The organism is Enterococcus sp. JNUCC 77 (genome assembly GCF_054819945.1).
This window is the reverse complement of the sequence record NZ_JBTHIG010000001.1, coordinates 633,570-653,613: the sequence shown is the minus strand read 5'-3', so window position 1 is coordinate 653,613 and position 20,044 is coordinate 633,570. Positions and strand designations below refer to the sequence as shown.

General features: G+C 35.3%; 20 protein-coding genes. All 20 read right to left on the bottom strand.

Annotated elements, in window-relative coordinates; all coding sequences use genetic code 11:
- Positions 1-12: 12 nt before the first annotated feature.
- Positions 13-567, bottom strand: coding sequence for a 6-phospho-3-hexuloisomerase (gene hxlB / locus ACVWNY_RS03345; RefSeq protein ID WP_454071664.1), 555 nt, complete (start codon positions 565-567; stop codon positions 13-15).
- Positions 551-1,603, bottom strand: coding sequence for a galactitol-1-phosphate 5-dehydrogenase (locus ACVWNY_RS03340; RefSeq protein ID WP_454071663.1), 1,053 nt, complete (start codon positions 1,601-1,603; stop codon positions 551-553). Before ACVWNY_RS03340 ends, hxlB begins: the two co-directional genes overlap by 17 nt.
- A gap of 18 nt (positions 1,604-1,621) precedes the next feature.
- Entirely contained in the window at positions 1,622-2,455 is an 834-nt protein-coding gene (locus ACVWNY_RS03335; RefSeq protein WP_454071662.1) for a PTS system mannose/fructose/sorbose family transporter subunit IID, read from the bottom strand.
- A gap of 1 nt (position 2,456) precedes the next feature.
- Positions 2,457-3,215 (bottom strand): PTS mannose/fructose/sorbose/N-acetylgalactosamine transporter subunit IIC, encoded by a 759-nt coding sequence (locus tag ACVWNY_RS03330; protein WP_218324422.1) that lies wholly within the window; start codon positions 3,213-3,215, stop codon positions 2,457-2,459.
- A 15-nt stretch (positions 3,216-3,230) separates the two neighbouring features.
- Positions 3,231-3,707 (bottom strand): PTS sugar transporter subunit IIB, encoded by a 477-nt coding sequence (locus ACVWNY_RS03325; protein WP_454071661.1) that lies wholly within the window; start codon positions 3,705-3,707, stop codon positions 3,231-3,233.
- Between the two features lie 2 nt (positions 3,708-3,709).
- The gene (locus tag ACVWNY_RS03320; protein WP_454071660.1) at positions 3,710-4,126 is read right to left on the bottom strand and encodes a PTS sugar transporter subunit IIA; all 417 of its coding nucleotides are present in this window, start codon (positions 4,124-4,126) and stop codon (positions 3,710-3,712) included.
- A gap of 171 nt (positions 4,127-4,297) precedes the next feature.
- Positions 4,298-6,832, bottom strand: coding sequence for a sigma-54-dependent transcriptional regulator (locus ACVWNY_RS03315; protein WP_454071659.1), 2,535 nt, complete (start codon positions 6,830-6,832; stop codon positions 4,298-4,300).
- Between the two features lie 113 nt (positions 6,833-6,945).
- Positions 6,946-7,650 (bottom strand): MgtC/SapB family protein, encoded by a 705-nt coding sequence (locus ACVWNY_RS03310; protein ID WP_218324418.1) that lies wholly within the window; start codon positions 7,648-7,650, stop codon positions 6,946-6,948.
- Between the two features lie 5 nt (positions 7,651-7,655).
- The gene (locus ACVWNY_RS03305) at positions 7,656-8,363 is read right to left on the bottom strand and encodes a pseudouridine synthase (protein ID WP_454071658.1); all 708 of its coding nucleotides are present in this window, start codon (positions 8,361-8,363) and stop codon (positions 7,656-7,658) included.
- 155 nt (positions 8,364-8,518) lie between these two features.
- Positions 8,519-8,899 (bottom strand): hypothetical protein, encoded by a 381-nt coding sequence (locus ACVWNY_RS03300; RefSeq protein WP_218324416.1) that lies wholly within the window; start codon positions 8,897-8,899, stop codon positions 8,519-8,521.
- A 1-nt stretch (position 8,900) separates the two neighbouring features.
- Positions 8,901-9,107, bottom strand: coding sequence for a helix-turn-helix transcriptional regulator (locus ACVWNY_RS03295; RefSeq protein WP_218324415.1), 207 nt, complete (start codon positions 9,105-9,107; stop codon positions 8,901-8,903).
- A gap of 124 nt (positions 9,108-9,231) precedes the next feature.
- Positions 9,232-9,933 (bottom strand): glucosamine-6-phosphate deaminase, encoded by a 702-nt coding sequence (nagB, locus tag ACVWNY_RS03290; protein WP_454071657.1) that lies wholly within the window; start codon positions 9,931-9,933, stop codon positions 9,232-9,234.
- Between the two features lie 135 nt (positions 9,934-10,068).
- Entirely contained in the window at positions 10,069-11,208 is a 1,140-nt protein-coding gene (locus ACVWNY_RS03285) for a mannitol-1-phosphate 5-dehydrogenase (RefSeq protein ID WP_454071656.1), read from the bottom strand.
- A 2-nt stretch (positions 11,209-11,210) separates the two neighbouring features.
- Positions 11,211-11,648, bottom strand: a complete 438-nt coding sequence (locus ACVWNY_RS03280; protein WP_454071655.1) for a PTS mannitol transporter subunit IIA — start codon at positions 11,646-11,648, stop codon at positions 11,211-11,213.
- A 24-nt stretch (positions 11,649-11,672) separates the two neighbouring features.
- The gene (locus ACVWNY_RS03275) at positions 11,673-13,730 is read right to left on the bottom strand and encodes a BglG family transcription antiterminator (protein ID WP_461211720.1); all 2,058 of its coding nucleotides are present in this window, start codon (positions 13,728-13,730) and stop codon (positions 11,673-11,675) included.
- Positions 13,731-13,891: 161 nt separating this feature from the next.
- The gene (locus tag ACVWNY_RS03270; protein WP_454071653.1) at positions 13,892-15,664 is read right to left on the bottom strand and encodes a PTS mannitol transporter subunit IIBC; all 1,773 of its coding nucleotides are present in this window, start codon (positions 15,662-15,664) and stop codon (positions 13,892-13,894) included.
- A 188-nt stretch (positions 15,665-15,852) separates the two neighbouring features.
- A complete protein-coding gene (locus tag ACVWNY_RS03265) occupies positions 15,853-17,634 on the bottom strand; it encodes a hypothetical protein (RefSeq protein WP_454071652.1) in 1,782 nt (593 codons plus the stop codon).
- Positions 17,635-17,819: 185 nt separating this feature from the next.
- Positions 17,820-18,194: a DUF956 family protein gene (locus ACVWNY_RS03260; RefSeq protein WP_218324408.1), complete on the bottom strand. Its 375-nt coding sequence runs from the start codon at positions 18,192-18,194 to the stop codon at positions 17,820-17,822.
- Between the two features lie 103 nt (positions 18,195-18,297).
- Positions 18,298-19,209 carry a PTS system mannose/fructose/sorbose family transporter subunit IID gene (locus ACVWNY_RS03255; protein ID WP_218324407.1) on the bottom strand — a complete coding sequence of 304 codons (912 nt, stop codon included), beginning with the start codon at positions 19,207-19,209 and terminating at the stop codon, positions 18,298-18,300.
- Between the two features lie 21 nt (positions 19,210-19,230).
- On the bottom strand, positions 19,231-20,037 hold the full coding sequence (locus ACVWNY_RS03250; protein WP_218324406.1) for a PTS mannose/fructose/sorbose transporter subunit IIC: 807 nt from the start codon (positions 20,035-20,037) through the stop codon (positions 19,231-19,233).
- Positions 20,038-20,044 lie beyond the last annotated feature (7 nt).

Genomic DNA, 20,044 nt, shown 5'->3' with positions numbered 1-20,044 from the left:
AAATAATCTCCTCTATTCTAAGTTCGCATGACGTTTTTTTAGATCTGCCATAGTTAAGTTTTTTTCATCCATCAAACGTAAAGCTAATACATCATGAAAAATCAATAGTCCTTGTTCAAAAATTGTTGTCATTGGTTGAATCGAAGTGAATTTTTGACTGCTTTTTGATGGACTCTCAAATTGAACAATCACATCTGCTAGTTCCGCAATTGAACTATTTGGATTTGACGTTAAATGAATGATTTTCGCTTCGTATTTTTTCGCTTTTTTTGCAATTTCTAACGGAATCACCGATTCACCTGAACCACTGCCAACAACTAATAAATCATCTTTAGTGATTGGTGGTTCATTTAAATCACCTACCATATGACAATCAATACCTAGATGCGTCAATCTTTTAACAGCTGCTTCTAGTGCTAACCGAACACGGCCAACACCAACAAAAAAAACTGATCGAGCTTCTAACAAAGCTTTTGCATATATGTCAATTTCTTCAACAGAAACTTTTTCTAGTAATTTTTTTAATTCTTCGATGACGGATTGACTATCATCATAATAATTTCTCATCGACCATCAACACCTTATTATAAAATTCTTTTTTCTCATGAATCATTTCAAACGCTTCGATTAAATCTTCAATTAAAACTTTATGGGTAACTAAAGGTTTTAGATTTAATTGTTTACTCGCAATTGCTTGTGCTGTTACTTGCCATTCATTTTTAGGAAAATGTTCATAAATGCTATTAAACATCCCAACAATGGTCCCTTCTTTACGCATAAATTGATCATACGTTTTTTGCTCCAATACCATATCGGAATGAGGATTACCTAACAAAACTACTCGACCAAAAGTCCGAATAGATTGTGCACATTGGTCAAAAGCTGCACTAGAACCCGTTGCTTCAATCGCAACATCAGCGAGTTTTCCATCTAATACATCCAAAATAAATTCTTCTGCCGATATTTCCTGACTATTACAAACATTTTCAAAACCTAATTCTTTTGCAAACGCAACTTTTGTTGGATCGATATCAATCAAAATAACTTTTCCAGCACCATTAATTTGTGCCCATTGTGCGACCATAATCCCTATTGGCCCAGCACCATAAATCACAATGCTATCTCCAACACTCAATTCTGCTTTGTTAATGACATGCTGAGCAACTGTGGCTGGTTCTACCATTGCGCCTTCTTCGTAGCTTACGTGATCTTCCAGTACAACAAGATTGAATACAGGTACCGCTAAATATTCTTCAAAACCACCATCGGTTCTCGAACCAAAATAGTTATAGTTTTTACATTGCGCGTAATAACCTGATTGACAGTATTCGCATTCATTACAAGGCAGTAATGGAAAAACAGCTGCCTTTTTTCCGACATATTCTTGATCAACATCATCAGCAACTGCCACAATTTCACCAGCAAATTCATGCCCCAAAACCGTCGGAAAATGATAAGAACCATTTACATATACTCTCGGAATATCTGAGCCGCAAATACCGCACGCCATAATATGGATTAATACTTCTCCCTTACCAGGAATAGGTTTTTCTTTTTCTACCAGCGCTAACTGATTAATTGCCTGTAGTTCAACTGCTTTCATAGTTTAACTGCCTCCTGCCTATTCTGGAATTCCCAGAACACCTAAATACGATAAGCCAATTCCTAAAACAAAAATAATTAGTATGATTAAATTAATATTCACTTTTTTTCGTACCAACCAATAAACCATTAATGTAATAGCCAACGGAACAATTCCCGGCATCAAAGCATTGATTACTTGATCCTGTACATTTAATTCCACACCTCTTATATTTAAAATTAAAGGAATTTCAATATTCACTCGAGAAGCAGTCATACAACCTACAACCATCAAACCAACCATACTAAAAATTTCCGTTAGACGTGCAATCGTTCCCTCGCGTAACATCGTTAGGATAAAGGATTTTCCTTTTTGGTAACCTAAGCGATACATATTCCAACCAAAACCAATCAAACAAATTTTATAAGCAATTTCAAAAAACAAAGGTCCGACATAACTTCCATCAATCGCTAAAGAACAAGCAATTCCGGCCAAAATTGGATAAACGATCCCTTGACTAACAGTATCCCCAATTCCAGCGACAGGTCCCATCAAACCTGTTCTTAACGAATTAATTGTTTCATCTGTGATGTCTTCTGCACCATTCGCTCTTTGTTCCTCCATAGCAGTTGCCACACCAGGAATCATCGTACCGACAAAAGAAGGTTCAGTATTATAGAACACAAAATATTTTTTTAATTCTTTCACTTGTCTTTCCTTATTATCAGGATACAGTTTACGAATAACTGGGACCATTGCGTTTGCTTGCCCCAACGCCTGCAGTCGTTCATAGTTATAGGCTGTCTCACTCGAATAAGTCAGTGCCCAATTCTTCATTAACTCTTTTTTTGTTAATTTTACTTCTGTTTCCATTTTATGATTGCTCCTTTCCTGCTGGTTTCATATCAAGAAATCCAGTGTTGTAGAAAACAAATCCCATAATCGCTGCGACAGCTGTGACGGCCATTACATCTAAGTTTAGATACACTGCTAAAATAAAACCTAAGAAAAAGAACGGCATGATTTTTTTATTCCCCATGAAACTAATTAACATTGCAATCCCTAATGCTGGCATAATTGCCCCAACAACTTGCATCGCATTAACAAAAGAATCTGGAATCATGTCCAATAAGTTTCGCATCGGACCAGCACCAAAGTAGACTAAAATAAAAGCAGGAACCCCTGTAATAATTAAATTCAAAATACCCGATGGAACATAATTCATCATGCGCATTGCACGTATATTACCTTTGTCCAAGAATTTTTCTGCTTGGTGAACCCATAGCGCATTGATTGACATTGTCAATTGGAATGTCAAAATACCAAACAAACTAAACGGTACGGCAAAAGTTACGGCCAAGCTAGGATCAGCACCTGATAAAATTGTCATAGCTGTTCCGAAAACTGCGGCAACTGGCAGATTACCAGGCATTGTCCCACCCGCTGTAATCCAGCCAAGATAAGCCAAGTTAATGTAGGCTGCGGCTTGCATCCCAATCAACGGCTCACCCATAGCAAGTGCAACTAGAAATCCAGACCAAATCGGATATAACCAAGAACGTGTGATTAAATGACTCGGCCACCAATTACTGACTGTCGAAATAATAGCAACCAAAATAGCAGATAAAAGCATTTTTTTTCCCCCTTTTTATAGATATTTTGAAAGATCTGTTTCTTTTTGATCTGGAATAATATGAATCACGACGGGAACACCACGATCAATTAATTTTTTAAATGTTTCTCTTTCTTCATCAGAAGCAGAGATATTTTTATAAAGCACGCGACGATTTTCTTTAGCACCCATACCACCAACAACTAATTTATCTATCACAATACCCCGATCAATCAACGCTTCAATTGTGATCGGTGCTTTGACTAAGATAATCAAACGTTTATTTGCAGTTTCTTGTTCTTGCAAAAAAGTGACCGCATCTTCTAAACCTTTTACCGCAATTTCAATACCTGAAGGCGCTGACATTTTTAAAATTTCACTCATAAAATCATCTTTCGCTACTTCTTCATCAATAATTAAAATTTGATTCGCTCGTGTTTTTTTTACCCAAGCTGTCATCACTTGTCCATGTATCAAACGGTCATCCACTCTAGTTAGTACAATTTCACTCATTCTTAATCATCCTTCCCAAAATTTTCAAATAATTCCTTAATGCCATCTTTTCCAATTTCTTGAACATGAAGAGCCAACTCATCTAAACTCATTGTCTCTCTGCTACATACAGCTTCGATTACCATTGGTAAATTCACACCAGTAATTGAGCGATACTTTACTTTGTCTTTTAATAACTGATAGTTTTGTGCTGTCACATTATAAGGACTAGCACCAAAGATGTCACAAAAAATAATTACACCTTCACCCTGATCCAAAGATTGAATTTTTGTTGCTACTTCTTCTTTGTAGTCTTCAATACTCGTTTCATGAAATAAACCCAAAGTATCAAGATTTTCTGCTTCACCTGAAATTAAATTTAAAGCAGTTTGAAATCCCGATGCTAATTCACCATGTGTCAAAATTAATACACCAATCATTGTTCCACCTCCTCATTATTCTAAAAGCAATTGCTGTGCCAACTTTTTTAAACAATTAAAAAAAGTATCAAATCAGTGTTTTCCGAAGAAACAATGAGTAGATACTTTCTAATGAACAAATATTTATTTTAGTGTGCTGTTTATAAAAATTTAGTGTGCTCTTAAAAACATTTATTGGTACTCTTCATAAATCGTACTAGTATTGACCTCGATTAATTCCATTAAATAGCTAAGTTCGCTATCTTCAATCACAATCGCAAACCGATTTTCTAATGGTTTTAATAGTTCTTTTAAGTATTGATATAACGTTGTATTCGCTTGAATAATTAGAACACTTTCCTCTCTTGAAAATTGTTCTTTACGAATCGCTCGTTCAATCATATTACTCATGTGAAATAAAAATTTAATCCAAAAATCTTCATAGTGTTCAATCGGATAATTTTCAGCAATTTTTTTAGCTTCAACTTCTAATAAGTCATAAATGACAGTGCCATCTAAAAAAATCAAACTTTCTTCCAAGATACAAATTATTTTACTCCGACGATCATCAACCAATGTTTCTGGTTTTTCTTCAAATATTTTGGTTTGAATATCCTCCACACTATTGCCGATGTAAGCACTTTGTTCGATAATACTCTCACACAATTCTGTGATTGACATCTTTGGAAGCAATGATTTTCTTGTAGCTTCAATCGCCATTGGCGTGGTCACCATTTTAATTGTTTGCGTTGGAATACCGGTTTTTTTAGTAATAATATCACCAAACATATTTAAAGAGCCCATATCACTGAGAATAACGACTCCTTTTCCTTGATCGATTTCTTGGATTATTGTGGTTGCTTTCTCTAAGGTATCAGCGACAGATTGCGTCAACGGCATATTAAGTCCTACAGCATGATCCACATTTAATAATTGATTCGACGTGCTAGCTAAATCTGTTGCTGCAGTAGTACCATGCATTAAAACCAACACGCCGATTTTTTTCTCTGTATACTTTTCATTCATTGCTTTTAAATAAAGAGAAATAAAATATTTTTCACTTTCTGGCAACTTCACTTCAAGCTGATTCGAGATTTCTTTACAAATTTGTTCAGCAACTTCTATTTCTTTTTCTAAGGCCAACTCATTTGGTTTACGTTGCTCTAAAAAGTTATTATCTCTGAAACAATAACCTTCTGAAATTTTTTCAATCAGCGTATCCAAGTGTAAAGCGAGGCTTTTAATATTACTTTCTTCTAAATGATATTGTTTATTTTGCGCAATTTTTTTTAAAATATTAATCGTCACTTCATAATTCTTTCGAGAGACAATTTTAAAAATAGCTTGTTGTCGATTGCCTTGTTTTTTCGCTAGTTGTTGTGCCTTACCATGAATAATTGATTTCAGTGGTGACAATGAACTTTCACCTTGCAAATGCTTATGGTAAACTTCTAAAACATCATGTGAAATACTATCTTCCTCATCTACTAACAAAAATGGATCAGAATCTTTTTCTCCCTCTGGATTAAAAACAAATTCCTCGATTTTTAATAATTTTAATTTTTCACGAATCTCACTATTAATTTCTGAAGAATGCGTATAGTAGAATTGATCAATCAGATACGTAGAAAGATGAGAAAGTTTCACTTGAATTATTTCCGACTGACTAGAAATACTATCTACTAAAGCATTAGCACATAATAATTGAATATCATTTTTCATTTGTCCAATGTTGCCGACTGGGTCATATTGCAGGAAAAAGCGAATGACATCTTCATTTACTTGTAGTTTTCGCCCGACCTTCTTAGCTTCTTGCTTAAAACAAAAATAAATTAATTTTATTTTCTCAGCTAGCCCACGTTCTTTGACGCTAGGCATATAAATTTTTAGAGGAATACGTCTCAAAAAAGTTGATAGAATGTTGCCTTTAATTTCTTCGGTTGTTGCACCAATAATTAAAAGTTGCACTTTTCTCGGATTTGAAGATTCCCCTAATCGATAATATTCTCCCCGATCCATGATTGAGAATAGCATTTCTTGACCTTCTGGTGGCAAGCGATGAATTTCGTCCAAAAATAAAATACCGTTATTAGCAGAAGCAATCAGCCCATCTTTATCTGATTCAGCTCCTGTAAAGGCATGTTTCACATGACCAAACAAATGATCTAATAATAAATGTTGATTATTAGAGTAGTCGGCACAATTAAATACAATATATGGCGCATCCTTTTGCAGTTTTCCAAAATTGGTAGCATATTGATACATAAACCGTGCGAAAGTTGTTTTACCTGAGCCAGACGGACCGGTCAATAACGAATGCAAACCAAAAGGAGGATATAACAACGCTGCTTTCGCTTGTTTAACAGCATTTTCTAACGAGCCATCATAGCCAATTAATTCACTAAATGGAAAATCATTAGAACTTTTTTGTGATTGTTTAGTCAATAATTTTTTTATTTTTTCCATTGTCAACGTCTCGTCTATCACTAAACTATTACCAATTTTTTCTTCAATCAGATCTTTTGCTAAAAAGCATACAGGTCTTCCGGAAAGCTTAATGACTTTTTCTTCCTCGACTAATCTATTTAAATCTCGACTAATATTATAACGTGCAATCCCCATAGCTTCTGAAATACTAGTAGAATTTAACTTTGGCGAATCATTTAAAGAAATAAAGCTTTTTGTTTCTTCCTGCAAAAAATTAAAAACACTTTCTTTTCTCATCATTACCCCAGCCTCCTCTGTAAATGATATTGTACACAGATTAACATAGGCTTTCAACTGAGTGAAAATAACTCCATCTTTGATCAAAAATAAAAAAACCGACTATAACAGTCGGTCTACACATTAATCATCCTTAATTTTGTAATATTTTTATACATCGATAAATCTTCAATCACATCTGTATAGGACAGTCCTTTGGGCAAATCAATCGTATACACATTGGTATAAATTCGATAATCCTCCATAAAATCAACATCAAAATCAACATCTTCAACTTCGATTTTTTTACTATCAAAATAGTTCATAATAAATTCTTTGGTTTCTTCTCGATGAATATAACGAATTTCAATCTTTTTGATAGCGTGAACTTTAATAACTCGTTTCACCACAATTAAGGCCGCCATGATGCCAACAAAACTACTGAAAGCAATTGCATAAAATCCCATTCCAATTGCTAATCCCAAACCAGCTCCCGCCCAAATGGAAGCCGCAGTTGTTAGACCCTTTATGGAACGATTAGTGACAATAATTGTCCCCGCACCAAGAAAACCCACGCCACTAACAACTTGTGCGATTAATCGGGCTTCATCTGAACGAACAACTCCTGCCAATCTTGGTTCACTCAAAGCAGTTTGTAAGGCATTATAACCAATTTCGACTTGAATTAAAGCAATGATTGTCGCACCCATACAAACTAAAATATGCGTCCGCAAGCCCGCCGGTCGATTATGCAATTCTCTTTCTGCACCAATCGCACCACCCATTAAAATGGCTAAAAACAAACGCAACATAATTTCATAGATTGAAAGATGGGTATCCATCCTAATCACTCCTTCAACTTAACTAATTCTTCGTCAGTAAGTGCTCGATACTGACCTTTTTTTAAATCGACTGGCAATGTTAACTGACCCATTCGAATGCGTTTTAAATAAGTCACTTCCTTGCCACAAGCTTTCACCATCCGTTTCACCTGATGAAATTTTCCTTCTTGTAAAATAATTCTTACTTTTGAAGTTACTGCAGTTACTTCATCAATCATTAACTTCGCAGGTAACATTTTTTCCCCAGCTAAAATAATTCCCACTTCAAAATTTTCTTGATCTGCTTGATCCATTACTCCAGAAACTTCCGCAAAATATTCCTTTTCAACATGTTTTTTAGGACTTAATAATTGATGACCCAGTTCCCCATCATTCGTAATGATAAGCAAACCCTCAGTATCTTTGTCCAAACGACCAACTGGAAACAAATCAGTGCGATAGTCTTCTGACGAAAACAAATCTAGCACTGTGCGATGAACAGGATCACTCGTCGCACTAATAACACCCGCAGGTTTATTTAACACATAATAATAAAATTCTTGATAAATTAATGGGGCATCTAAAAAAGCAATCTGATCTTTTTCAGGATCAACTTGGGTTTTATCCGATTTGACTACCACCTGATTTACTTTAATTTGTCCTTTTTTTATCAACTGCTTCACTTCTTTACGACTTCCTAAACCCACTTCTGATAAAAATTTATCCAAACGCATAAGTTCTCCTTAACGATAACATGATTTTAAAAATGAAAGTAAATAATTCTTGTAACCTCTTGATGATAAAACGTCATCTTAGTATTAAGTATCAAATGTGAAGGCTAGAGTGTCAATTAAAAGTATACGCTTTTTCAATCGTTTTGTTATTAAATTTAACGATATCGTAATTTAAAAATATAAGTGAAGATTGCAAAAATTCCTAAATCAAAACCAAATGCTTCGAGATGAGGACCAATGTCTCCTAATGAATGTATCACCATGCCACTAGTGATTACTAAATGCAAGTCCCCTCCTGTCTGATTAAAATATTCAATGCGAGCAATCATTTGAACAAGATGAACTAAAATAATCACAACAGCAGTACTTGCTAAAGAATCAACCATTATTTTCTTAACAAGTTCATCATTTCGTTTGTGAGCTTGATTTATTAAAAATATAAGCGTAGATACTATTGCATAAAAGAAAAATAACCCCAAAATTATTACTAATAAAACTAACGGCCAACTAAGATTAGTTCCATAAAAAAAAGCCATTTTATTCATCCCCCTCTAAATAGAAAATTTCCTGAAACGATAAAGAAAAATAATCAGCTATCTTTAAAGATAATTCCAGACTAGGATTATACTTCCCTTTTTCAATTGCATTCATTGTCTGACGAGAAACGTCTAGGTCGGCAGCCATTTGCTTTTGTGCAATGCCTCGTGTTTCTCGAATTTCTTTAATATGATTGATTACTTTCATTTTCCCACCCACTTTTTGTAAAGATATCTTTACTAAATGATAGCACTTTTGTTTTTCTATGTAAAGATATATTTACATAGAAAAAGAGCAGCCTTCAAAAGGCTACTCTCAAAATTCTATTTTTTTATAATTTACTTGCCGCATCTTCATCAACAATTACGATCACGTCTTGATGGTTTTGTAAAACACTTGCTGGTAAATCTTCAGTTACGGGACCTTCCAACATGCCTTTAATTGCATCGGCTTTATTTTCGCCGAAAGCCATTAAAATAATTTTTTTACTTTGCATAATTGAACCAATCCCCATTGACAAGGCATGAGTTGGAACGTCCTCTGCTTTATCAAAGTAACGTTTATTCGCTTCAATCGTTGACTCAGTTAATTTAACTACGTGGGTAGTTGCATCAAATGAAGTCCCTGGTTCATTGAAACCAATGTGACCGTTACGTCCAATTCCTAATACTTGAATATCGATTGGATGATCAGCAATTACTTGGTCATAACGTTTACTTTCAGCCTCTAAGTCTTCCGCTTTTCCATTTGGAACGAAAGTTTCTTTGAATGGTTTTTGATTAAACAAATGATCATTCATAAAATAGCGATAGCTTTGTGTATCTTCGCCGCCTAAGCCAACATATTCATCTAAGTTTACTGATGTCATATCAGAAAAATCAATCTCACTACTTACCATATCTTGATATAAAGTTTCAGGAGTACTACCGGTTGCTAAACCTAAAACTTTGGCCCCATTGTCCATACCTGCTTTAATCAATTCAAATGCTTTTTTTCCGCCTGCAACAGCGTCTTTTACGCGAATAACTTCCATGGTAAAAACTCCTATCTCTCATTTGGTATGTACCAATTATAAATCAGATTTTTTTATTTTGCAAGAATTGTATAGACCATTTCTTAAATTTTTAGCAAAAAAAGAGGAACTATCATCAGTTCCTCATAAACCAGGTTATTTTTGATAAGTTTTTACAATTTCACCAATTAATTCATCATCTTTTAAACCAGTAACTTCTTTAATAACTTCAGCAACTGTTTTTTCAGCCAATAATTTTTGTAATTCCATACTTTCTTGATCAGCTGGATCGTTGTAACTTAAGATCATAGCAACCACGTCAACTAAATTTTGATAACCTAAGTTGCGATCTTTTAACTCGCGGATTGGTCGGATAAATCTTTCATCATAACCAAGTTTACGAATCGGTGTCCGTGCGACACGATCAACACCATCTGAAATATATGGATTTTCAAAGCGGCCAACAATTTTATCGGCATAAGCTTGATGAACAGCTTTATCAAAGCCCCATTTATCTATTAATAAATTTCCTGTCTCAGCTAAAACAGCTTTTAGTTTTCCTAATACATCTGGATCCTTAATCGCTTCACCAATGGTTTTGTAACCTTTATAGGCTCCGGTATATGCTACTGTCGCATGACCAGTATTCACAGAAAATAATTTTCTTTCGATATAAGGTTCTAAATCAGCGACATATTCTACACCAACTAAATGAACAGCTTTATTTTTACTTTGAGTTTCATCAATCACCCACTCACTAAAAGGTTCCACTGAAACAAATAAAGGATCTTCATGATGTTGAATCGGTACAATCCGGTCGACTGCCGCATTTGGAAAACCAATATATTTTTCAACGTAAGCTAAATCTTCAGTAGTCAAAAATTCTTTGACTTTACCAAATAAAAATTGACTTCCACCAATCATATTCTCGCAGGCAACGATGTCCAATGGTTTTTCCAACCCTGCTGCTTGGCGTTTTTGAATTCCTTGAGCGATTAATTCAGCAATAAAAGGCAACACATTTGGACCAATAGCGGTAGTAACAATGTCTGCTTTAAAAACAGACTCTACTACTGCTGCTGGATTGTCTTTATTGTTTAGTCCATCGACATTTTCTACATGAATCCTTTTTTTACTGGCATCTGCTAATTCAATGTCATACGCCTTTCTTTCGTTTAAGGCATTGATAATTGTTTCATTGATATCCACAAAATCAATGGAAAAATCATTGCTAGCCAAAATTTCACCAATAAATCCACGACCGATATTTCCGGCTCCAAAATGTGTTGCTTGCATGTTTATTCAACCTCCTGTAATAGTCCAATAATTTCTTCTTTTGTTTTCGCATCTGCTAGTTTTACAACATTTTCTACATCTGAGCAGTAAATTGCAATTTTTTGTAGAATATCTAAATGTTCATCACCAACACCGGCAATGCCAAATAAAACCATCGCTACATCATCCGTATCATCAGCACCAAATTGCACTCCGCTAGGCACTTGAATTACCGAAATACCACTTTTTTGAACATATTTTTTGGCTTCATCGGTGCCATGAGGAATGGCAATAAAGTTTCCCATATAAACTGAAACCAATTTATCCCGTTCAATCATTGCTTCGATATATTCTGGTGTTACACAGCCAGCATCGACTAATAATTGTCCCGTTGCACGAATGGCCTCTTCTTTATTTTGATATGTTTGGTCGACTAAAATCATGTCTACTTGTAATTCCATCTTTCTTTCCTCCTGATTAATCATTTAATTTTCGCGAATTTCCTTAACAAATAATGAACTCAACAATTGATAAATAATTTCTTTATTGCCGAATTTATAAATCTCCGTATTCAAATCACTTTCAATAATCGAACTACTTATTTTGCCTAACAAACTACTTTGACTTTCTGGCATCGGATCAGGCGCCAACAATAATAAAATCCGGGTCAGTTCAATACTTTTTTTATCCATTCCTTGAATTAAAAAAGAATGATCCAAATCATAGATGGTAAAAAAAGGTTCTTTGATTTCTGGTGCTGCAGTATGAAACAAGGCAAAATTAGTTTTTGGTATGCCAATCGGTGCCACCAGATATCGTTGGATTACCAAATCAGTCACTATAGTAGCATCACTGACAATGGTTCCGGTTAAGCTTTCAATAATTTCAGCCAGTGTTTCTTCAATTGTTTCTTTGGCTTTGATTTTTTTTAAATCAAAAGCTCTCAGTAAATTATTAGCGATCCGCATGGTTTCATAAATTTCATCGAAAGTTTCACTACCTTCTAAAATCAGATCAGTTGGATTCAGATTCACTGCTTCTGGCTGAATACCTCTTACATATTCTTTAATCTCCCGAAGTTCATCATCTAATAATAAGGGTGAAATCACTTTGTAAGGCAATTCAAAGCCAGGCAGAAAGACTGTTGATAAAATCATATCGTAGTCATGAAAATTCAAGTGATTCATCTCTGATATTTTAGCAGCCTGAACTGTTTCAATTTCAGGAATATATTTATTTAAACGACTCTCTAAAATTCGAGCCGTTCCAATCCCACTAGAACACAATACTAAAGTACTGAGATTTTTACTGGTAGGATATCTTTCCAACGATGTAGCGAAATGAATCACTACATAACCCAGTTCATCAAAAGTAAACGCATGGTCTGGGAAAACCACCGCCAAATTTTCGACAACTGAGGCCGTAACTTTTTGATACTTATCCATCACTTTTTGTAGTATTGGATTGTTACTGCCTTGAATCACGGTTAAACTGCGCTTTAATGCAGCGGTCATGTGCGCTAATAAATCGGTAAACAATTGTTCATCTTTATAAAAGTCATAACTTGTCGCTTCAGATACTAGACGAATCAATTCACGCGTTTTATAGGATAGTTCCACATCAAAACTATCAATAAAGATATTTTGTGGCTTTTTATAATTGACGCCCTCTAATTGATGGGCAAAAAAGCGAACTTCTTGATTGGTAATACTTTGTTTAATCAAGGTAGCGACCTTTACCATAACCTGACTCGCCAATTGCATACTTTCTGGTTTTGGGTTTTCTTGGATATCACTTTCAATCATGTGTCCCGTTTTCATACGATCAATCGACAATGCTAAAATAATTAAGATCCGTTGCATTTGATTGTCAGTTACGCGATCAAATAAACTGGCATTTACTTCGCCAAATATTTTCTTGGCTTGAAACAAGCTTTCACTAGACAATAAGCTTAAAAAATAATTGTCAGATACTTGCTGTAGATTTTCTAAGGTTAATTGATCTAAAAAGTTAAAGAAGTCATACTCGCTGATACCATTAAAAATCAAATTACTTAATAATTGGCGACGTTCATTTTCACGGCCAACAATACTAATGCCACGCCCTTTCAATCGTGCCAAATCTAGTTGATAACTGACTAAACTCGCTTCAATTGTTTGTAGATCAGTTGTAATTGTCGTTGTACTAACGGCAAAATCATAAGATAAACCTTCAATTGTTTCTTCCTCATCGTTCAATAATAAAGAACAAACAATCGCACTTTGCCGTATTACATTATCTGTGAACCACTCGTTTTCGTCACCATCTAATTGCTCAGCTAACTTAGCTAAATCTTGCGAATCACCGACAATTCGATAACCAGCTCCTCGTGGCTTAATAATCTGAACATCTAGAGATTTAATTGTTTTTTCAAGACTGGCAACTTCCCGATAAATCGTTCTTTTAGAGACTTGTAACAAATCTTGTAAATCTGCTAAAGCCACTCCATTTGGATACTCTAACAGTAAGGCTAATATTTTTTTCTCTCGAACCGAAAAATACACTTTTCTTTCCCCCATTTTTAAACAACTAAATCAATAAAAGGATGAGACCAAACTGGTATCTAAACAAATTGCTTAGCAGTTCGGCCCATCTTTATTATACAAATATTCTCAGAAAAATGTGACCTATTCATACTTAGCTTAATACGGTTCGAGTAAATAAACTACTTGTTCACTAAATGATCAATCAATTTATCAAATTTTTCTGATGCTACTAAATCTGTCACTGAAACATGCACAGCGCTTGGTGCTTGTTGCTCAGCTGCAACTGTTTCCGCATTTAGCGTGATAATCATTGCATCAACTTCATCTTTTAAGTCAGCAATTGGAAGTACTGAAACTGGATAAGCTAAATTTTTATCTTTCAAAATTTTCTTAATAATCGTTGCTGCCATATGTGCAGAACCTTTAGTATCTTGATAAGCAACAATTAAATGAGTTACTTTGCTATAATCAGCCACGCCATCCACTACATCATCACTGACTGCTGGTGCAAATGCCGCACCAGTTTGAGCATCGTTACTTAAATTATCAACAATTTCATCATAGCGGGGTGAATTCATAAAGTTTTCGACAGATACAAAAGTTGCGCTTGGTGCTTTTTGATTTGCTCGTTCATGTAATTCTACTTGAGTTACAATCAAAGCATTTGGATCATCATTCAAATTATTGATTGCTGAGTTTGAAACTGGAATTTTCAGACCAGCTTTTTTCGCTTTATCCCGTAGGATTGAAGCTCCCATTGCTGAAGAACCCATACCCGCGTCACAAGCAAAGATAATTTTATTAACATTACCAAACATTTCTTGATTAGACTCAGTCATACTTGCATCAGAGCTTTGACCTTTTGCAGAAGCCTTAGCACTTGAAACAGCGGCTTGGCTAGCAGCTAAATCGTCTTCTTCATTTTTATCTGCTTTAATAATAATACTAGCAACTAAGAAAGAAACAATTGTGGCGACTACAATCCCGGCAATATTAGCAAAATATGTTCCTCGTGGTGTCATCGCTAAGACAGCCAATATCGAACCTGGTGAAGCTGCTGCTTGTAACCCAGCACCTAGTACTGAAAATACAAAGGTTCCTGATACACCACCAGCGATTACAGCTAAGAACAATAGCGGTTTCATCATTACGTAAGGGAAGTAAATTTCATGAATCCCACCAAGGAATTGAATAATGATTGCACCTGGTGCAGAAGATTTCGCAGCACCTTTACCAAAAATAGTGAAGGCTAACAATACACCTAAACCTGGTCCAGGGTTTGTTTCTAATAAGAATAAAATCGATTTACCAGTTGCAGCTGCTTGCTCAGCTCCTAAAGGTGTTAAAATTCCGTGGTTAATCGCATTGTTTAAGAACAAAATTTTCGCAGGCTCAATTAAGACATTCGCTAATGGCAATAGATGCATATTAATAATCGCTTCTACACCTTTACCCATTAATTCAGTTAAGTAACTTACAATTGGTCCAATCCCATAATTCCCTAAAATCGCTAAACCAAAACCAAGTAAACCAGCTGAAAAGTTGTTTACTAACATTTCAAAACCAGCTTTAATCTTGTCAGCAAAAATATCATCAAATTTCTTAATCACCCAACCGCCTAAAGGACCCATAATCATAGCTCCAATAAACATCGGTACATCTGAACCAACAATCACACCCATTGTTGCAATTGCACCCACGACTGCTCCCCGTTGACCATGAATTAAGTTACCTCCACTGTAACCGATTAATAATGGCAATAAATAAGTCAACATCGGACTAATCATCAATGCTAAATGTGCATTTGGTGTCCAACCAGTTTCCAAGAAGAAAGCTGTCAGTACCCCCCACGCGATAAATGCACCGATATTTGGCATGACCATACTTGAAAGACTACTACCTAACTTTTGGACTTTCGCTTTAATCCCCGTTTTCGGACGAGTATTTTCCATTTTCGTTTCCTCCTTCAAAAAAGTAATTTTTCTATACTTGTATTGTAATCGCCTCCAATTGTTTCAGCAATTAATAGTAGCTACAGCTTTGGCACAGAACTTTGTGCCATTATTTTTATTTATAAAAAAACCCTTCTCTTCAACTCTATAAATAAAGTCAGAAGAAAAGGATTCCTAATTTTGAGAAGTTATTTCTTGATTTTTTTACGATTAAATAATTTAACAAAATGAAGGCCACTAAAGACTGCTATAAATTGCATAATTGAAACACCTACACCTGTATAGACACGCATAAAATATTGTCGGATTTGAGCAGTTTCTCCAAAAGAACAAAACCAAGCAACCCCAAAAAGAAAAACGATATACGTCAAACCTAGACCAACCGTAATCAACAAGTGATCACGATAAAAAGTTTGCTGCTTCTTTGAAAAAATACTACCCAATACCATCAAAACTAAGCCAAATATGGAAATTATTATAATAGGTATCTTAATGAAATTAGCCACTAGAATCAAACGATTTGCTATTCTACCAGTCAAAGCAATCGGTGGGTTGATAGGCTCACTTTCTGCTGATTGCCAACGACCTGAAAAAGAATGATCCAAGATTTTTTCAGCAATTTTTCGATCTTTCTTGCTGGAATATAGAATATTTCTACCCTGTTCATAGCTACCATAATCTAAATTTTCGCCAATCGCAACGCCCATTAAATTAAAAACACCTGGAAAATCCTTTAATATTTTCCCATCTCCGCTTTTAGTTAAATAAAATTCTTTTTTAGTCGTAATTTTTTGCTCTCGATAAGCTTCACTTAGTTCATGATTTATTTTCTTTAATAAATTATCGGTCTGCTCAGCGTTATTATTGTAATAGCCTCGTTGTTTTAGTGCCTCACGAAATCCCCAGAAGAAATAATCACCAGATACTTGCTTATCAGCAGTCGCCCAAACACTATCAGTAAAGATCCAATTGGTATTCACTTTCATCTTCTGTAAAGTTGGTGAAACTTGCTCTGCTTTTTTTACCGCCTGCCGCGTAATCCAAATCTTATTATCTTTTTGATTTAAATCTGTACCATCATCCAGTCGAATCAGATAACTCATCAAAGTCACAAATTCACCGTCACTGCGGTCATTAACCATTGCTACACCATAATGCTGGTCATTTATCGCCACCAATATTTTAGTTGTAACTAAAATCGAAATAAATGGCAGTGCGCAGACCAAAATTTTAGGTAGAATTTTCGTGATAAAAGATTTAGCTATTTTTCGTCTCATAATATCGATAACCAGTTGTTGCTTTTGTTGAGTCAATATCAACTGAACAATTGCAAAAAAAAGACCCCCAGCAACAAAAGGAAAAATCCAGATACTATCTTCTCGCAAATACAAAAAAAAAGGTAAAGAAACCACTAAACCACTCATCCAAAGAGCAAATTTTTTAATGCTCCCATCGCGTCTTAAATAAATACCGATCGTACAAGCTATAATAATGACGGCTACTGGCACCACCAAAGCATTTCGGTAAATTCGCGTACTATACTCATCCATAAAAGTAATTGGCGAATACAAGAAAAAAATGAATATACCACTAAAAAATAATTGACTCTTAACAATGGGTTTGAAACATTGAGCTGCCAGAAAAGCGGCAAAAATCTGTAACAATCCAAAACTCAAACTATATGGAAGATGAAGTTTATAACTGCCAGCTAAAAAAAGCGCGTAGGAAATACCTTTTGACAAGGTTGTCGTATTGTAATCACCCAGCCAATTACCGGAAATCAATTCATCTGCTAAATGAATATAATGACCATCATCATATGAACCGTAAAGATTCGCAAAATAATCAGCATTAAGATATAAGCCTAAGCGTAAAACTACCAGCAGTAGCAAAACGATAAAGAAAAAAAGATTCTTTTTTGATTTAAATTTTTCAAAGCTTACCTTTTTTCCCCAATCAACTACATTCATGCTAGTACTCCTATCATTCAAATAATAAAATAAGTCATTAATCTTTCTTCTAAACCAAATATTTCATTTTCATTACAAAACTGTAACAAAATTTTACATCAAAGAATTACAAACTGCAAGATAATTTTAAAAAAAGGACTAGAGTTTCAGCAAAGATTGCTAAAGACTGTAGTCCTACTTAAACATTATTTTCTTTGAAATTTCCCTCTTAATCCTCGTGTAATTACTTGAGTAAAGCTAAGAGAGCGTACCATGTGACTTGGATCAACGTATTCACGAATTGCCCGTAAGGTCTTCTTAGGATCTTTAGATGAAAAACTATATGTACCATTTCGTTTTGTTTTTACTGCAAAACGCGGAATCCATTTTCCTTTAAACATTACTGATGCAATAATTTGATCGACTTCTTCCCACGGAATTTGGATAAATTTTTTGGCATCACGATCATTGAAAAATTCAAAACCTTTATCACCGATCATGATTTTGCCATAATCAGACATTCCCAAATAAGAAGTACCATCAATTACTAAGTCAACTTTGGTGTTGATTGATTGAACCATTTTATGATCCTCCTTTGCTACTTCGTTCATTATACGAGTTTTTGTTTATTAATAAAAGAAGCTGGGACAAAAATTTGTCCCAGCTGACTAAGAATTTTTGTGATTACATAACACCTAAAACGTGTAAGCCAACACCTACTACGAATAATCCCAAGATAATGATAATTGGAGAAACTTTTTTCTTCAATAACCACATACATAAGAAAGTAAGTAGTAACGCAGCCAGACCAGGAATTAATTGATCTAAGTTATCTTGCAAAGTAGTTACTTTGGTAGCTGATAATGATAGACCTGAAGCTTGATCTTGTAATGCTTGTTGAATACCTTTTGCACCACTTGGTAAGCTATTCCAATCAATATAAGCGCCTTTATCAAGTTTTACTTCAGAAACAACTGGTGTGAACTTAACATTTACCCAACGTTGAACCAAAGCTCCTAGTACGAACATCCCAAGAATTGATGCACCTTTAGTTACATCTTGTAATAAACCACCAGATAAGTCATCAGTGATAGCAGACCCAGCACGATAGCCGAATTCTTGTGTGTACCACATAAATGCCCAACGAATAATATTCCAAGCAACGAAGAAAATAATTGGACCTAAAATGTTCCCTGTCAAAGCTAGAGAAGCTCCTAGGGCACCTAAAATTGGACGAACTGTAAACCAGAAGACTGGGTCACCAACACCGGCCAAAGGACCCATCATACCAACTTTTACCCCTTGAATAGTTACATCATCAACAGGAGCACCATTGGCACGCTCTTCTTCAAGGGCTAAAGTAACCCCTAAGATTGGTGAAGCGATATATGGGTGAGTATTAAAGAATTCTAAGTGACGTTTTAATGCCGCTGAGCGATCTTCTTTAGTTGTATATAATTTTTTAAGCGCTGGGATCATTGCAAATGCCCAACCACCATTTTGCATCCGTTCATAGTTCCAAGAACCTTGAAGGAACGTTGAGCGCCATGCAACAGATAAACGATCTTTTTTAGTTAATGAGATTTTTTCTGCCATTTTATTTCTCCTCCTTCAAGATTAATAGTCATTCAAGATATCGCCAAGTGGGTCACCAGTATTTGATGATCCGCCACCACCATTTGAACCGCCGCCTGATTTAGACAAGTTCAAGTAGATTAAAGCGAAAGCAACAGCGATAACACCTAGTGCGATCAAAGTTAATTGTGAAATAGCAGCCAATGCAAAACCAATTGCAAAGAATGGCCATACTTCACGAGTTGCCATCATGTTAATAACCATTGCATAACCAACGGCTACTACCATACCACCACCAATTGCCATACCATCTGTTAACCAAGCAGGCATTGATTCTAAGAAACCACGAACAGTGTCTGCAGGAATAACTAATAAGGCAGCTGCAGGGATAGCAATCCGTAAACCTTGCATACAGATAGCGATAATATGCCATAATTCAACTTTTCTAAAGTTTCCTTCTTCAGCGGCACCATCCATAATGTGAACGATTGGCACAGCTAAAGTACGAGCGATCATAGTTAAGAATAAACCAGCAACAGCTAAAGGAACCGCTACTGCAATCGCAGAAGAAACACCTTTAACGCCTTGTCCCCCTAAAACTAAAATAATTGCAGAAGCGATTGATGCCAATGCAGCATCGGGTGCTACGGCAGCTCCGATATTTGCCCAACCTAAAGCGATCATTTGTAAAGATCCACCTAGGATAATGCCGGCAGTTAAGTTACCAGTTACTAAACCAATTAATGTACATGCTACTAGCGGTTGATGGAATTGGAATTCATCCAAGATACCTTCCATACCAGCTAGAAAAGCTACAAGAACGACTAATATCATTGAGATAACAGACATTTTATAA

Coding starts and splice junctions, on each gene's coding strand:
- hxlB (WP_454071664.1), bottom strand. CDS start 567: ATGAGAAATTATTATGATGATAGTCAATCCGTCATCGAAGAATTAAAA.
- ACVWNY_RS03340 (WP_454071663.1), bottom strand. CDS start 1,603: ATGAAAGCAGTTGAACTACAGGCAATTAATCAGTTAGCGCTGGTAGAA.
- ACVWNY_RS03335 (WP_454071662.1), bottom strand. CDS start 2,455: ATGGAAACAGAAGTAAAATTAACAAAAAAAGAGTTAATGAAGAATTGG.
- ACVWNY_RS03330 (WP_218324422.1), bottom strand. CDS start 3,215: ATGCTTTTATCTGCTATTTTGGTTGCTATTATTTCGACAGTCAGTAAT.
- ACVWNY_RS03325 (WP_454071661.1), bottom strand. CDS start 3,707: ATGAGTGAAATTGTACTAACTAGAGTGGATGACCGTTTGATACATGGA.
- ACVWNY_RS03320 (WP_454071660.1), bottom strand. CDS start 4,126: ATGATTGGTGTATTAATTTTGACACATGGTGAATTAGCATCGGGATTT.
- ACVWNY_RS03315 (WP_454071659.1), bottom strand. CDS start 6,832: ATGATGAGAAAAGAAAGTGTTTTTAATTTTTTGCAGGAAGAAACAAAA.
- ACVWNY_RS03310 (WP_218324418.1), bottom strand. CDS start 7,650: ATGGATACCCATCTTTCAATCTATGAAATTATGTTGCGTTTGTTTTTA.
- ACVWNY_RS03305 (WP_454071658.1), bottom strand. CDS start 8,363: ATGCGTTTGGATAAATTTTTATCAGAAGTGGGTTTAGGAAGTCGTAAA.
- ACVWNY_RS03300 (WP_218324416.1), bottom strand. CDS start 8,899: ATGGCTTTTTTTTATGGAACTAATCTTAGTTGGCCGTTAGTTTTATTA.
- ACVWNY_RS03295 (WP_218324415.1), bottom strand. CDS start 9,107: ATGAAAGTAATCAATCATATTAAAGAAATTCGAGAAACACGAGGCATT.
- nagB (WP_454071657.1), bottom strand. CDS start 9,933: ATGGAAGTTATTCGCGTAAAAGACGCTGTTGCAGGCGGAAAAAAAGCA.
- ACVWNY_RS03285 (WP_454071656.1), bottom strand. CDS start 11,208: ATGCAAGCAACACATTTTGGAGCCGGAAATATCGGTCGTGGATTTATT.
- ACVWNY_RS03280 (WP_454071655.1), bottom strand. CDS start 11,648: ATGGAATTACAAGTAGACATGATTTTAGTCGACCAAACATATCAAAAT.
- ACVWNY_RS03270 (WP_454071653.1), bottom strand. CDS start 15,664: ATGGAAAATACTCGTCCGAAAACGGGGATTAAAGCGAAAGTCCAAAAG.
- ACVWNY_RS03265 (WP_454071652.1), bottom strand. CDS start 17,634: ATGAATGTAGTTGATTGGGGAAAAAAGGTAAGCTTTGAAAAATTTAAA.
- ACVWNY_RS03260 (WP_218324408.1), bottom strand. CDS start 18,194: ATGGTTCAATCAATCAACACCAAAGTTGACTTAGTAATTGATGGTACT.
- ACVWNY_RS03255 (WP_218324407.1), bottom strand. CDS start 19,209: ATGGCAGAAAAAATCTCATTAACTAAAAAAGATCGTTTATCTGTTGCA.
- ACVWNY_RS03250 (WP_218324406.1), bottom strand. CDS start 20,037: ATGTCTGTTATCTCAATGATATTAGTCGTTCTTGTAGCTTTTCTAGCT.